Annotated in this window: 14 protein-coding genes and 1 pseudogene; 4 read left to right on the forward strand and 11 right to left on the reverse strand. The window is 66.1% G+C overall.

The window, feature by feature from the left end; genetic code table 11:
- Nucleotides 1-16 precede the first annotated feature (16 nt).
- Nucleotides 17-1330 carry a YihY family inner membrane protein gene (locus ASD71_RS26060; RefSeq protein ID WP_056571313.1) on the forward strand — a complete coding sequence of 438 codons (1314 nt, stop codon included), beginning with the start codon at nt 17-19 and terminating at the stop codon, nt 1328-1330.
- Between the two features lie 37 nt (nt 1331-1367).
- Nucleotides 1368-1826 carry a CBS domain-containing protein gene (locus ASD71_RS26065; RefSeq protein WP_056315762.1) on the forward strand — a complete coding sequence of 153 codons (459 nt, stop codon included), beginning with the start codon at nt 1368-1370 and terminating at the stop codon, nt 1824-1826.
- Nucleotides 1827-1860: 34 nt separating this feature from the next.
- Here ASD71_RS26065 and dusA read toward each other — a convergent pair whose 3' ends face one another.
- A complete protein-coding gene (gene dusA, locus ASD71_RS26070) occupies nt 1861-2841 on the reverse strand; it encodes a tRNA dihydrouridine(20/20a) synthase DusA (protein WP_056571315.1) in 981 nt (326 codons plus the stop codon).
- Between the two features lie 217 nt (nt 2842-3058).
- Here dusA and ASD71_RS26075 point away from each other — a divergent pair, with 217 nt between their 5' ends.
- The gene (locus tag ASD71_RS26075) at nt 3059-4027 is read left to right on the forward strand and encodes a homoserine kinase (protein ID WP_056571317.1); all 969 of its coding nucleotides are present in this window, start codon (nt 3059-3061) and stop codon (nt 4025-4027) included.
- Nucleotides 4028-4090: 63 nt separating this feature from the next.
- On the forward strand, nt 4091-4894 hold the full coding sequence (locus ASD71_RS28470; RefSeq protein WP_056571319.1) for a BPSS1780 family membrane protein: 804 nt from the start codon (nt 4091-4093) through the stop codon (nt 4892-4894).
- 6 nt (nt 4895-4900) lie between these two features.
- Here the strand turns inward: ASD71_RS28470 and ASD71_RS28660 are convergent.
- From ASD71_RS28660 to ASD71_RS26125, 10 genes and pseudogenes are all read right to left on the reverse strand, one after another.
- Nucleotides 4901-5134: pseudogene (locus ASD71_RS28660) on the reverse strand (DUF192 domain-containing protein); the annotation flags it as partial.
- On the reverse strand, nt 5131-6015 hold the full coding sequence (locus ASD71_RS26085) for a type II secretion system F family protein (RefSeq protein ID WP_056571321.1): 885 nt from the start codon (nt 6013-6015) through the stop codon (nt 5131-5133). The gene ASD71_RS26085 and the pseudogene ASD71_RS28660, both read right to left, overlap by 4 nt.
- Before the next feature lie 12 nt (nt 6016-6027).
- Complete coding sequence (locus ASD71_RS26090; protein ID WP_056571323.1) at nt 6028-6873, reverse strand: type II secretion system F family protein; 846 nt, start codon at nt 6871-6873, stop codon at nt 6028-6030.
- Nucleotides 6870-8561, reverse strand: a complete 1692-nt coding sequence (locus ASD71_RS26095; protein ID WP_056571325.1) for an ATPase, T2SS/T4P/T4SS family — start codon at nt 8559-8561, stop codon at nt 6870-6872. Before ASD71_RS26095 ends, ASD71_RS26090 begins: the two co-directional genes overlap by 4 nt.
- A complete protein-coding gene (locus ASD71_RS26100) occupies nt 8548-9927 on the reverse strand; it encodes a type II and III secretion system protein family protein (RefSeq protein ID WP_056571327.1) in 1380 nt (459 codons plus the stop codon). The genes ASD71_RS26095 and ASD71_RS26100 overlap by 14 nt, the downstream gene beginning before the upstream one ends.
- Nucleotides 9924-10727, reverse strand: coding sequence for a Flp pilus assembly protein CpaB (gene cpaB / locus ASD71_RS26105; protein WP_056571597.1), 804 nt, complete (start codon nt 10725-10727; stop codon nt 9924-9926). The genes ASD71_RS26100 and cpaB overlap by 4 nt, the downstream gene beginning before the upstream one ends.
- A complete protein-coding gene (locus ASD71_RS26110; RefSeq protein WP_156395318.1) occupies nt 10724-11428 on the reverse strand; it encodes a hypothetical protein in 705 nt (234 codons plus the stop codon). Before ASD71_RS26110 ends, cpaB begins: the two co-directional genes overlap by 4 nt.
- Nucleotides 11425-12039 carry a TadE/TadG family type IV pilus assembly protein gene (locus ASD71_RS26115; protein WP_056571331.1) on the reverse strand — a complete coding sequence of 205 codons (615 nt, stop codon included), beginning with the start codon at nt 12037-12039 and terminating at the stop codon, nt 11425-11427. Before ASD71_RS26115 ends, ASD71_RS26110 begins: the two co-directional genes overlap by 4 nt.
- The gene (locus ASD71_RS26120; RefSeq protein WP_056571333.1) at nt 12036-13436 is read right to left on the reverse strand and encodes a hypothetical protein; all 1401 of its coding nucleotides are present in this window, start codon (nt 13434-13436) and stop codon (nt 12036-12038) included. Before ASD71_RS26120 ends, ASD71_RS26115 begins: the two co-directional genes overlap by 4 nt.
- A gap of 14 nt (nt 13437-13450) precedes the next feature.
- Nucleotides 13451-13717 carry a hypothetical protein gene (locus tag ASD71_RS26125; protein WP_056315734.1) on the reverse strand — a complete coding sequence of 89 codons (267 nt, stop codon included), beginning with the start codon at nt 13715-13717 and terminating at the stop codon, nt 13451-13453.
- Nucleotides 13718-13781: the final 64 nt, after the last annotated feature.

The raw sequence follows: 13781 nt of genomic DNA on the forward strand, positions 1-13781 counted from the left end.
CTGCTATTATCGCCTGATGAATCGCCCCGCCGAGCCCGCCGCCGCTACGCCGGCGGTCAAAGAACGACCAACCTCGCGCATTTCCCGGGTCGCGAGGACCGGACGCGTATTTCGTTTCGTCGTCCAACGCGCCAACGAAGAAAAGCTGCTGCAGGTCGCCTCCAGCCTCACCTTCACCACCGTTCTGGCAATCGTCCCCATGCTTGCGGTGGTGCTGTCGCTGTTCACGGCCTTTCCCGTATTCCAGGAATTCCGGGTCGCCCTCGAGGACTTCCTCACCACCAGCCTGATGCCGCCGTCCGTCTCGGACAACATCATGGACTACCTGAACCAGTTCGCCCATCAGGCATCGCGCCTGACCGCGATTGGCGGGGCGTTCCTGCTGGTCACGTCGCTGCTGCTGATCATGACGATCGACCAGGCCTTCAACGACATCTGGCGCGTCTCGCGCCAGCGCCCCTTGCCGCAACGGGCGCTGGTGTACTGGGCCATCATCACGCTTGGTCCCGTTCTGGCGGGCGCCAGCCTGTGGGCGACTTCATTCGTGGCCCGCGAATCGTTGGGCCTCATCAAGGACGTGCCCGAAGTCATCAGTGTCATCGTCTCGTTCATCCCGCTGGTGCTGACCGGCCTGGGCTTTGCCGCGCTGTTCGTTGTCGTGCCCAACCGCGACGTGCTTTGGCGCGACGCGTTGGTCGGGGGCTGCGTCACGGCCATCGTGCTGGAAATCATGAAGTCCGCGTTCGCCTTCTACCTGACGCGGTTTCCCACCTACACGGTCATCTACGGCGCGTTTGCCACCCTGCCCATCTTCCTGCTGTGGATCTACCTGTCATGGCTGGCCGTGCTGCTGGGCGCAACGCTTGCCTCCAGTGCGCCGCTGATCCGGCTGGGACGCTGGCACATCAACCGTTATCCGGGCGCCTCGTTCGTCGATGCGCTGGACGCCCTGCGCGCGCTGCGCCGCGCGCAGTTGACGACGCCCGGCGGCGTGGCCGCCAACACGCTGGCTTCGCAACTGCGGCTGCATCAGGATGAACTCAATGAAGTCCTGGAAACGCTGAGCACGATGGGACTGGCCACCCGCAGTCCCGACGACAACTGGATGCTGACGTGCGACGCGCGCGAGACCTCGCTGGCGCCTGTCGTGGATCGCTTTCTGCTGGACCGAAGCCAATCTCGCGTTCGCAACGACCCCGACATCCTGCGCATCGTATCGTCCGTAAAGCCGCCGCAAACCACGCCAACGCTGGAAGAACTCTGCGGAGAAGCGCAAAATACCGGAAATGGAGTCGCCCCAGTGCTGCAACTGGAAGCGAACAAGAAATAGCAAAGCATAGGGCGCAGTCCGCCCCCAGGAGATACCGATGTTGAAGGTCAGTGAGATTTTGCGCGTCAAGGGCGATACGCTCTATACGGCGTCGCCCGACATGCCCGTGGCCCAGGCCGTGCAAACCATGAGCGAACAAGACATAGGCTCGCTGGTCATCATGGAATTCGGCACCCTGACCGGCATGCTTACATTCCGCGAAATCATCCGCCACATGCACGCGCATGGCGGCGCGGGAGATACGACCATCCGTTCCATCATGGACGACGCGCCCGTCAGCGTTTCGCCCAACACCAGCGCCGACGAAGTCCAGCGCCTGATGCTGGAAAAGCACGCCCGCTACATCCCCGTCATGGACGGCCCCACGTTGATGGGCGTCATTTCGTTCTACGACATGGCGCAGGCCATCGTCGCGGCCCAGCAGTTCGAAAACAACATGCTGAAGGCCTACATTCGCGATTGGCCCGCCGAAAGCGCGGAACCGGCCCAGTCCTGAACCAGCCGGCGCCATTGCAGCGCCGGCCGCGGGTTCACATCCCGGCGGGCGCGGACTCGCGCGTGGCGTCTCGTGCGCCCGGCGCATGACGCTGGCTGCGCCACGCGCCATAGATCAGCTCCGGGTTGTTCGCGGCCAGCAAAGCCGGATCCGACAGCATCCGGCGCCACCGGCGCGCACCCGACTGGCCGTTCACCAGTCCCAGCATCGGCCGCGTCATCACTCGCAGCGGCACGCCCTTGGCAACCTGCCGCGCGGCGTATTCCGTCATGGCGTCCACGACCTGCGCATCGCTGGGCAGCCGCACCGACGGCCACAACTGCATTGACACCTCAGACAGCACCCGCGGCGTATGCCAAGCGGCACGTCCGAGCATCACCCCATCAAAGGCCTCGGCCGCTTGCACCGACTGCCCGGCGTCGGCCAGTCCGCCGTTGAGCACAAAGGTGCAATCCGGAAAATCGCGCTTCAACTGCGCAACCACGTCATAGCGCAGCGGGGGGACTTCGCGATTGTCCTTGGGCGACAAGCCCTTGAGCACCGCATTGCGCGCATGCGCGATGAATACGCGGCAGCCGGTGTCATAGACCTTGCCCACGAAATCGCGCACGAATTCATACGATTCGTTGTAGTCCAGCCCCAGGCGGTGTTTGACCGTGACAGGAATGTCCACGGCGTCCTGCATGGCCTTCATGCAGTCGGCCACGAGCGCCGGCTCGGCCATCAGGCAGGCGCCAAAGGCGCCCTTCTGCACCCGTTCGGACGGGCATCCGCAATTCAGGTTGATTTCGTCATAGCCCCATTGCTTGCCCAGCTTGGCGGCGTGCGCCAGCGCGTCGGGCTCGCTGCCGCCCAGTTGCAAGGCAACGGGATGCTCGGCCTCGTCAAAGTCCAGGTGGCGGGCAACGTTGCCGTGCAGCAGCGCACCGGTGGTGATCATTTCGGTGTACAGGCGAGCGCGCGGCGCGAGCAGCCGGTGAAAGTACCGGCAATGGCGATCAGTGACGTCGATCATCGGGGCGACGCAAAGCCGCCAGTCGGGGGAGTCCAAGAATCACTCTACAAAACAAGGGGATGCGGTATTTTACGGTGCTTGGCGACATTCTGCCCGCCGGGTTCGGCGAACCACCAGGAACGGCGGCCGGAGGCTGCCCGCCATGTGGTCTAAAATTGCGGCGCCGCGCCCCTGCACGCCCGTGCGCGCGTCCGTTCAACCCTCATACCGAAGATCCATGGCCGTATTCACCCCCGTATCCGATGACGACGCGCGCGCCCTGCTGGCGCATTTCGATCTGGGCGAGTTCGTCTCGCTTCGAGGTATTACGGCGGGTATCGAAAACACCAACTATTTTCTGTACACGACGCGCGGCGAATATGTCCTGACGCTGTTCGAGGTGCTGACGCAGGCCCAGTTGCCCTTTTACATTGAGCTGATGTATCACCTGGCCGAACGCGGCATCCCGGTGCCGCAGCCGCAGACCCTGCGCGACGGCACCCGCCTGACCACGCTGCACGGCAAGCCGTGCGCCATCGTCTCGCGCCTGCCCGGCGGCTACGAGCCGGCCCCAGGCCCCGCCCACTGCGCGCTCGCCGGCGCCACCCTCGCCCGCGCCCACGTCGCGGCGCAAGACTTTCCGATTCACCAGCCCAACCTGCGCGGGCTTTCGTGGTGGCTAGAGACCGCGCCCAAGGTCATGCCCTTCCTCAGCCCGGCCCAGGCCGAACTGCTGACGTCCGAGCTGGCTGCGCAGCAGGCCGCCACCAAGACGCCCGCATGGCAGGCCTTGCAGTCCGGCCCCGCCCACTGCGACCTGTTCCGGGACAACGTCCTGTTCGCAGGCACATTCGAGGATCCGCTCATGGGCGGCATCATCGACTTCTATTTCGCGGGCTGCGACACCTGGCTGTTCGACGTTGCCGTCAGCGTCAACGACTGGTGCATCGATCGCGACACCGGTGAATTCATCCCCGAGCTTGTGCAATCCTGGCTGGCCGCCTACGCCGCGGTGCGCCCGTTCACCGAGGCCGAGCGCGAAGTCTGGCCCCAGATGCTGCGAGCGGCTGCCCTGCGTTTCTGGCTGTCCCGGTTGTATGACTTCTTCCTGCCCCGCCCGGCGCAGACGCTCAAACCGCACGACCCGCGCCACTTCGAAAGAGTGTTGCAAGCGCGCCACCGCTCGGAACTGCCCGTCTTGCCGTAACCGCTACGCCCCCCATAATGGGAACAGCATCCCCTATTTGAGAGACCTCCCCTCTAGAGAGCCATGCAAGCAGCATTTCTACCCGCGACGTCCGGCTGGCTTTGGGTCCGCGACGGATTCCGTCTGTTCCGCAAACAACCCCTTGCCATGTTCACCTGGGCCATGGCCATCAGCCTGCTCGTCGTCTTCGCTTCGGCAACGCCACCCATCGGCCCGATGCTCGTCGTGGCCCTGATGCCCATCATCACCCTGATGACGCTGTCCGCGTGCAAGCACGTAGAGGCCGACCGCGTCATGCTGCCGTCCATGTGGGGCAAGCCCCTCAAGCAGCCGGGCGTGTTCCGCAAGCTGTTCCTGATGGGTGTGCTGTATGCCGGCACCTGCCTGCTGATGGGCCTGGCCATCTTCCTGCCCTTCTCCGACGCCATGATGGAAGGCATGCGCATCGCCTCGGTCGAAAAGAGCATGGAGCCGATTCTGTCAGCCATGGCCATGCCGCTGATGCTGTTCGCGATCTGCTACGTGGTGATCGCAGCGCTGTTCTGGCACGCGCCCGTGCTGGTGGCTTGGCACGGTCTGCGCCTGACTCAGGCCCTGTTCTTCTCCGGCATCGCCTGCTGGCGCAACAAGCTGCCGTTCCTGGTGTACGGCATCTGCTGGATCATGGTGTTCCTGTTCATCGATCTGTGCGCCGGGCTGCTGGTTGCCGTCGGGTTGTCGCCTCAGTTTGCCGGCACGCTGCAGATCCCGTTCAACATTGCGGCGGGCGGCGTTCTGTACTGCAGCTTCTATCCGGCCTATACCTCCGTGTTCGGCATCCAAAGCGCCAGCACGCATCTCGACAACGGCGACGGCGCGCAGGCATAACGCCACCCGCCACGGTGCAAGCGCCAGCCGCAGTCTCACCACCCGGCCGTCCTGGCCGATAAACGCCACGTCGATGGCGTAACGCATGCCGAAGGTATGCACCGCGGCGCAGGGAGTCAGCAGCACGCCTGCCCGCGGCCCCGGCGGGGCCCTTCCCAGCAACCCGCGCATCCGCCCCCACCAGTGATTCACCATCAGCAATCGCAGACGCCCTTTGCGCAATGACATGGGGCGGCTCATTGCACGCTCTGCAGCAGCTGGACCGCAATGGGAAACGCCAGCACGATGAACGTGCACGGAAAGATGCAGCCGATCAAAGGCAGCAGCATCTTCACCGGCGCCTGCATCGCCAGCTGCTCGGCCCGCGTGTGGCGGTCGCTGCGGCACTGCGCCGCTTGCGCGCGCAAGACCGGCCCCAGACTGGCCCCAAGCGCCTCCGCCTGCGCCAAGGCTGCCGCCCAATTGCGTGCCAGCGCACTGTTGCTGCGCTCGGCCAACGTCTTGATCGCCGCGGTTCTGGACACCCCCGCCCGCATCTCGGCCAGCGCATCGGCCAGGGCGTCGCACAGCACGCCCGGCGGCCCGCTCTGCGCCGCCAATTGCAGCGCACCCTGGACGCTCAATCCGGCTTCGACGCACAGCGTCATCATGTCGAACACGAAGGGCAGATCCCGCTCGATGTCGCGGCATCGCTGTGTGCCCAGGCCCTTCAACCACAAGACCGGCGCCACTGCGGCGGCTGCGGCCGCCCCCAGCGACCAGGGCAGCCACGCCACAGCGCCTGGCGGCGCCAGCGCAAGCGCTCCCACAGCGGCCATGCTGCCGACAGCGATGGCCGCACTACCGCACAACGCCGCGATGTGCGCATACCCCACTGCCCGGGGCAACGCCGCCCGTTCTATGGCCCGGTCCAGCCGAAGCCGCCACCGCCAAGCGCACAGCGGGCCCGCCAATGGCGCCACCGCCGCGATCCATGGCCATGCGACGCGCCACCACCACGGCATGGCACGCGCCGGTTCCGGTTCCTCGCTCAGCAATGGACTCAACAACGGACTCAACAGCACCCAGGCAAGCCAGGCAGTGCCGGCCGCTGTCGCGATCATGCTCAGGTAAAGCCACATCCCCGCCTCCTTTCAGATATCGATCCGCATGATTCGCCGGATCAGCAGCACGCCAGCCGTCTCCAGCACTGCCACGATGGCAAGCACGCCCCATCCCATTGGCGTGTGCCACAACAGCCCCATGATTTCCGGCTCCAGCCGGTCGAGCACCGCCAGCAGCAGCAAGGGCAACGCCCCCACGATCCACGCCTGCAGCCGCCCCTGCGACGTCAGCGCCAGCAGCTTCGCCTGCAACTGAAGGCGGCCACGCAACGTCTGCGCGATGCTTTCCAGGGCTTCTGCCAGATTGCCGCCGGTCTTGGCCGCGATGCGCATTGCCGCCACCACCAGGGAGGTCGAATCGGCCGGCATCCTGGCCTGCAGGTTGCCGAGCGCAACGTCCCACGGCACGCCCAGACGCTGTTCGCGCAGCATCAGACCAAACTCCTGGGCGAGCGGCGCGCTGCTCTGGTCCACGACATGGCGCAAACCCGTCGTCATGGCCACGCCGGCCCGCAACGCAGAAGCCAGCATCAACAGCGCCATGGGCAACTGCGCTTCAAAGCGCCGCGCACGCCGGCGCCGCAATCCTTCTACAACCATCCGCGGCACGCGCGAGGCCGGAAGGGCGAACAAGGCCGCCATCAGCGCGCTACCGGTGGCCGCGAACGCAACGACCGCAGTCACCAATCCGCAGCCGACAGCGCCCGCCCACAATTGGCGCGGGTCGATGAACAGGAACACTTCGCTCAGCCGCACGCCCGCGTCCTGCGTATAGACCTCGCGGTATCGCCGAAGCGCGGGCGAAAACCAGGTCTGTGCGCGCCACGCCAGCAGTCCGGCGCACACCATGGCGGCCGCTGCCGCAAGCCAGATCATGGCAAGCCCTGCGCATAAGAACCGAATTCCGGCGACTGCCCCGCCAAGTCTGAAAACCAGGCGGCATCCAGATGCACGCCCCTATCCGCCCATTCCTGCGCGAATCCCGGCTGCGCGCCGCATCCGCGGAATCCCTGCGTTCGGTCAAAGCCAAACAACGCCTGCAGCTGAATGCGGCCGCTCTCCATGCCTGCCACTTCGACGATCGACGTGACAACACGGCGTCCGTCCGAGAGTCTTGCCTGCTGCACGAGCACATCCACACTTGCGGCAATGTGCTCGCGGACCGCCGGCAGCGGCAGGTCCAGCCCCGCCATGAGAATCATGGATTCCAGCCGGGCCAACGCATCCCGCGGAGAATTGGCGTGCAGCGTGGTCAGAGAGCCTTCATGGCCCGTATTCATGGCCGTCAACATGTCGAACGCCTCGGCGCCCCGGCATTCGCCCACAACGATGCGGTCCGGCCGCATGCGCAGCGCATTGCGCACGAGCTCCCGGATGTCGATTCGGCCTCTGCCTTCCTGGTTTGCCGGCCGCGCCTCCAGCGCGACCAGATGTGCATGGTTCAGCCGCAGCTCTGCAGCGTCTTCAATCGTGACCACGCGCTCGCCGTCGGGAATCTCGTTGGACAGGATGTTCAACAGCGTCGTCTTGCCAGAGCCGGTACCGCCTGAAACGACCAGGTTCTTGCGCATCCTGACGCATAACGCCAGAAACCGCGCCATCGGGTCGCTCAGGGCGCCCAGCGCGATCAGGTCGGGCATCTGCGGCCGCCGCTGCGGAAACTTCCGTATGGTCAGGCTGGCGCCCTTCATCGCCACGGGGGGAATGATGGCGTGCACCCGCGAGCCGTCCGGCAGACGTGCATCCACCATCGGCGAGCTTTCGTCGATGCGGCGGCCCAAGGGGGTGACGATGCGTTCGATCACCCAGCGCACCGACTGCTCGCTGGTGAACGCGGCCTGCTCACGCCACAGGCGGCCCGCACGCTCGACGTAGATCTCGTCATAGCGATTAACCATGATTTCCGTGATGTCCGGCGCCGCGAGCAACGGTTCCAGCGGCCCGAGCCCCACAGCTTCATCCAGCACCTCGCGGCAAAGCGCCGCCTTGTCGGCCTGCGACGGAACCTCGGCGTCCGTGGCCACGATCTGCATCAGAAGGCGCTCGGCTTCGACGCGAAGCATGCCATCGCTCATCCCGGCCACGTCTCGCCGGCGCAGGTCCAGCGCGCTTAGCAGCGCCGCGTGCAGGCGTCGGCGGTCGTGCAGCCGGTGCATGGTGGATGGCGGCGCCGCCAGCGTTGGGCCAGCCATGTCATTACCTGTTGCCGGTCGCCCGGATTGCGCGGGCCCCTGCGCCGCGGCATCCGTGGCGTCGATGCGGGCATCCGCGTCCTGCTTCAGCCTGGACACGCGCAGCCGGCAAGGCCCGATAAGGATCTCGTCGTGAGGCAGCACCGGCGCGTGCCGCACGACTCTTAGGCCGTTGACCATCGTGCCCGCCAGCGTGCCCAGGTCTTCCAGGACGATGATGTCTGCTTCGCACAGCAGCCGCGCGTGCTGGCGGCCGACTCTCCAGGTGGGAATCCGCAGCCCGCAATCGGCGCCCCTTCCAATCAGCACTGGCACAGGCAGCTTGAGCTGCTGCTGCGCGGCGTCCTCGAAGGTCAGTTCAATGTTCAACATCACGGCCCTCCGGCAACATCGAACTGGCACCGGCCGCACGGGTGACCCATTGCGAGCCGGCGCCGGCGTACGGATCCCACCCTGCCGCGTCGGAAGGCACCGCCGTTCCCAGACGCGGAGGATTCGCAAACGTCGTCTCCAGCATCTCGCGGCCGCGCCGAACGCGATCCGCCATGGCGGGCTCACCCTGCGACACGATCTTCGGCGTCACGAAGATCGCCAGTTCGGTCTCGCGACGTTGGTAGCGCGTGGATGAAAACAACGCGCCCAGGATGGGAATGCTCCGTAGGCCCGGCAGGCCGCTGACGTCGGTGCCCTGCTCGCGCGAGAGAAATCCGCCAATGACCAGCGTGTTGCCGGAGCGCACATTGAATTCGGTCGAGGCGCGGCGTGTCCGCAGCGCCGGACCGCCCGGAAGGCTCAACGAGGTATCCACCGAGCTGGCCTCCACCTCGATCAGCGACCGGATGACGCCATTGCGGTCGATCCGAGGTGTGATGTTCAGCGAAACGCCATAGGGCTTGAACAGCGTGGTGGGGTTGCCCCGCGCGTCAGTGGAGGCATAGGGCACCTCCCCGCCCGCGAGAAAAGTGGCGCTGGCGCCGCTTCGTGCAAGAAGCTGGGGTTGCGCAAGCATGACCGCTTCGCCCGTTTGGGCCAGCGCGGCGATACGTGCCGACAGCAAGGCGTTGACGCCGAAGTAGCCCGCGGCGGATGAAACCGGCGCCGCCGTCTCGATGATCTGCTCCCCGGGACGAGTCATACGGCCACGGGATCCGCCATCCCACGCCAATCCCGCATTGACGCCGCCTTGCGTCATGCCATCCCAGCGCACGCCGAACTCATGCAGCCGCGACGTGGGAATCTCGACCACCTGCACGTCCAGCAGCACCATGCGGTCCCACCCCACCTGTCCCGTGAAATCCACGACATCCGGATACCGGTCAGCCAAGGCCGCGATCCGCGAGCGGTCATCATCCGACAGGTCGTCGCCTTCGATCACGATGCGGCCACCGACGTTCGAACTTCGCGCTCCGGGAATGCGGGAGAGCAGGCTTTGGACCTCATCGCGCAAGCGCGGCGTGCCAGCGGCAACCACGCGCAACTCGTAGGCCGCGATGCGATCGCGGCCCGCCCAGACATGCACGGACGACACCCCTTCCGCCCGCGCGAACACCACGACCTCGCGCCCTTCGGCCGCCACGGCGTTGACCACCTGGCTATTGCCGATGGCCACTCGCCTCACGCCCGGATGCGGCAACACGCGGGTCTCGCCGACTTGCAGCTCCAGCGTCTGGGTGTCGGACCACGCGGGCAGGCAAACCAGGCACAGCACGATGCCCAAGAGGATTTTCATTCGTGTCATGGATGCTCCGCTTCGAAACTTGCCTGCGCGTCCAGGCGGTCGCCATACAGGATGGCGACACCAGGCTCGGGCGTGGGTTCAGCGGCCAATCCAATGAGCGCGGCCAGGTCGCTTTGAACAGCGGGGTTCACGGAAGCCGCGTCATCGCGATGTCTCAGCATCGCAGTCAACACCCCCGCCTGCCGCGCGGCGATGAACCGCATGGCTTCGTCGGGCGATGCCGCCAAGGTGACGTTGCCCGCGCCGTCCTCGCCCCCGACGGTCAGGACGCGCATGCGCTGCAGCACCGGTACGGTGATCTCTCGCTGGCGATGATTGAAGGTCACGTAGATATCGATCGCATCGCCCCCCTTCAGCATGTCCGCCAGCCCCCCCAGGTCCGCGGCGGCTACCGTTAAGGCGCGCTGGCCCGCCCGAAGCCGCGCCGACAGAGAGGGCTCCGGCGCTTCGAAGGTCATGAAGCTTCTCAGCAAGGGTTCGCCATGCGCAACATCCGCGAGAAGCGTGGCGCCAATCACGCTGCCGACCTCAAGCGGATCGACGCTGGCGCCAGGCGCCCAGGGCTGAGGTATCTTGCGCACGGCCAAGTGCACGTCTTCGAGCAGCGTGCCGGCCGGCAAGTCGTAGGCCGCCACCAGACGGCTGACGAGCGGGGTGTGCGCCTCGGCTTCCAGCGCCTGGACGCGCTGCTGGACGTGTTCTTGCACGGCCCAGGCGGCAACCAGTCCCGCAAGCACCGCCAATCCATACACACCGGTACGGCGCAGCCGCGCGGCGCCGCGAGATATCCAGGGCTTCATGGCGCCCACCCCAGAGCACGCAGCCCGCTACCTCCGTCCACCGAAACCAACCACAGCTTCATCCGCTCGCGTTCGCGCACCCACCAGTGTCCGGCACCATCATCTTGCAGAACCCATCCCGCCCGCCGCAGACCGGCATCGAGGAGTTCGGCCAGTTTTTGCGGCGGCACGGCGTACTGCCAGATGCGGTCGGAAACCTTGACGCCAGATTCCATCACGGCGACGTCAGATCTGACGCGCGCGCCCTTCGGCAGCCAGCCGGGCAACTGCGCGGAGGGAGCCGCGCGAACACGGATCGCCGACAGGCTGCCAACGGTGCGGTCCACTCCGGCCCTTTCCATTTGCGCCACCCATCGGTCGTTGCCAACGCGGCCGGACAAGATGAGTTGCCCGGGCAGCACGTGCAGATCGGCCAACGCAGGCTGTTGCGCAGCCAGCGCTTTGGCAAAATCCGACGGGCGTTGTGGCACGTCGAACACCCACACCTGCGCCGGCATCCCATGCAGCCACATTCGATCCGCGATGCGTTCACGCACCGCGCCCGCAGGCAGTCGTAGCGCCTCGAGGCTCGAGACGCCGCCCGACGCGCCCGCGCGCTGTGGCAACAGCATCAACACACCACAAAGACCGGCCGCTGCGGCAAGCAAACCAACACCGCGCCACGCGTCGCGCCGCTTGGGCAAAATTCCGACCTGCTTCATCTTCCGTCCTCCGCTCGCTTGCCAAGCCGATCATTGGGCGCCACGTCACCCCAGGCCGATAGCCAATCCAGCGACATCGCGGGCCGCCCCCAGGGGGCCTCGACCTTGCCGACCTGACGCTGCATCCGTTCCGCCTCGGCCCGCGACGTCCGGCTGGCCTGCAGCCATCCGGTGGACGATGCGCCAACACGGCGTTGCGCGTCCGCGTCGCCATGCGCATAGCCCGCTCCGCTTGCGACGCTGAGGTGACGCGATATCGGCAATCCAAACATGGCGATCCCAGGACTCGGCAGCGAACGGGTTTGCACGGAGAGCAACTGCATTGCCGCACCGAACCATTCGTCCTGCAAGGAAGCACCGGCCACGGCTGAGCCGGGCCAGCGTTGGGCGGTGCCGGCCAGGTCCATCCCCAACGGCACACGAAGTGTGGCCACCGGCTGCCCCAACGCCGCCGCCATGACGGCCTGCCTGCTGGCCTGCGTGATTCGTTGCGCTGAAAACTGCATCGCGCCGATATCGGAGACCGCCCAGAGCAGCACAGCCATGAGCGGCAACATCAGCAGCGCCTCTACCACTGCCTGCCCGCGTTCGTTTGCCGCGCGCCTGATCATGGAAGCCTCCCTGCCTGCATGGCTTCCTGGGACGTGACCGCGGACAGGCGGGCTTGCCAATACGGCCGAAAGAGCGTGGCCAGTTCCAACCGGCCGTCGGCACGCCGTTCCGGCCGCGCAAAGTACGTTTCGGCCGCCGTGCTGACCGCGACGGCGCCGGACCGCCCCAGCGCGGCATAGCGAAATGGGCCGGTTGGCGCGGCGACGGCGCTGTCGGCGTCCGTGGTTTTCACAACGCCGGAATCCAGACTGACCGCCACGGCAAAGCGCAATGGCTCAGCAAGACGCTTAGGCGAGACCTCTAGATAGGCCGGCAACCCGCGCCCCGGCCAGCGCCGCGCCGATGCCATGGCGTATGAGTTCGCCATGGGATTGGTGGCCCCGTCGAAGATGTCCCACGAGGTGGCGTGTTCCACCCATCGCCAGAAGTCTTCCTGCGAGAAGTCCGCAGGCGGATCCTCGATAAATTCCACGTCGTCGGGAGCACGGCTTTTTTCGCCCTGTACGCTTCCCCACCCCATCGCATACTCGCGAAAATAACAGCCGATCCAACGGTTCGAGCGCAGCGCGTGATAGGACTGCGTGTCCAACGCGCCCCACTGGCCGTCCGGCCCAAGCCAGGTCGAGCCGCGCCGCCTCAGTTCGTGCCGAAGCAAGGGGCACCTTGAGCTGATCGCCCAAGGATTGCGGCGTGTGGCGTTGCGGCGATCCAGAAATCCATAGCGGGCCACCGCGTCTTCGGTTGCAGGACGCAGGCCGGCCTTGCGAGTCGCGGCGTGGCGTTCGGTGTAGCCAGGCCACCCATCTGTCAGCAGACGCAAAGCAAGTGGCGATGCTGCCGGCGCATTGCCGGCGTTGATCGGTCCAAACGCCGGATAGTTGGCGGCCAGCACCTCGCGCATTGCGTGGTCGCGTGAGGCTGTAAGATCGTCCACGATTTCTCGCGCCGCCGTTTCCAGCACCTGATGCACGACGCGATCGTGTTGCGCGAAAGCTCGGGCCAGCCGGCCTTCGGCATTGGATGGCGCCTGTGCGACCTGATAGGCCGCACCGGCATCGGGCCCGAAAAGCATCGCGATGAGGCCAGCCGGCGGATTGCCCCGCCGGCGCTGCGATTGCAACGCGTCGAGGTACTGCGCGGACGCCCCCAACGTCACCAGATGCGCCATGGCAACCTGATGCGCAATCTGGCTGCGGTTGACGTAGGCAATGGCATTGAGCGCACGCGCCTGGACTAGCGCGCCACTATAGGCCGCCGCGTCGGCGGCGTGGGTCAGGCGGCTTCGAGCCTCGATGGTCTGGCCCACGTTGTACGGGACCACCAGCGACGCCGCGCCAACGGCCGCAATCACGATACCCAGGAACAGGGCCTGGCCCCGCTGTTGATCGGCGAACATGATTGGATGCGCCCTCAATTCGCGATCTCGGCATTGCCGGTAAACGACTTGAGCGACCGCGCCTTGGTCTGCGCGGCAGCCTTCTGCGCCGCCTGCTGCGCAGCTTTGGATTGCGTGCTGCCGTCCTCACCGGCCAGCTCGCGGGCCATCGCCGCGGTCTGCGAACGCACGACTTGCCCGAAGTACTGATAGACCGCGATCGCCGCAACGGCGACCAGCGCCACGACGACGATGTATTCGGTCATGCCTTGGCCCAATTGGCGCTTTCGATGCCCCCACATGCCTGCTCTCCCGTGCTATGAACGTGGAGGCCAGTGTCGCCAGCGGGCGGCGGGCGGACAATTC

It is taken from the genome of Achromobacter sp. Root565 (assembly GCF_001427425.1).
In the GTDB taxonomy this organism is placed as follows: Bacteria; Pseudomonadota; Gammaproteobacteria; order Burkholderiales; family Burkholderiaceae_B; genus Achromobacter; species Achromobacter spanius_D.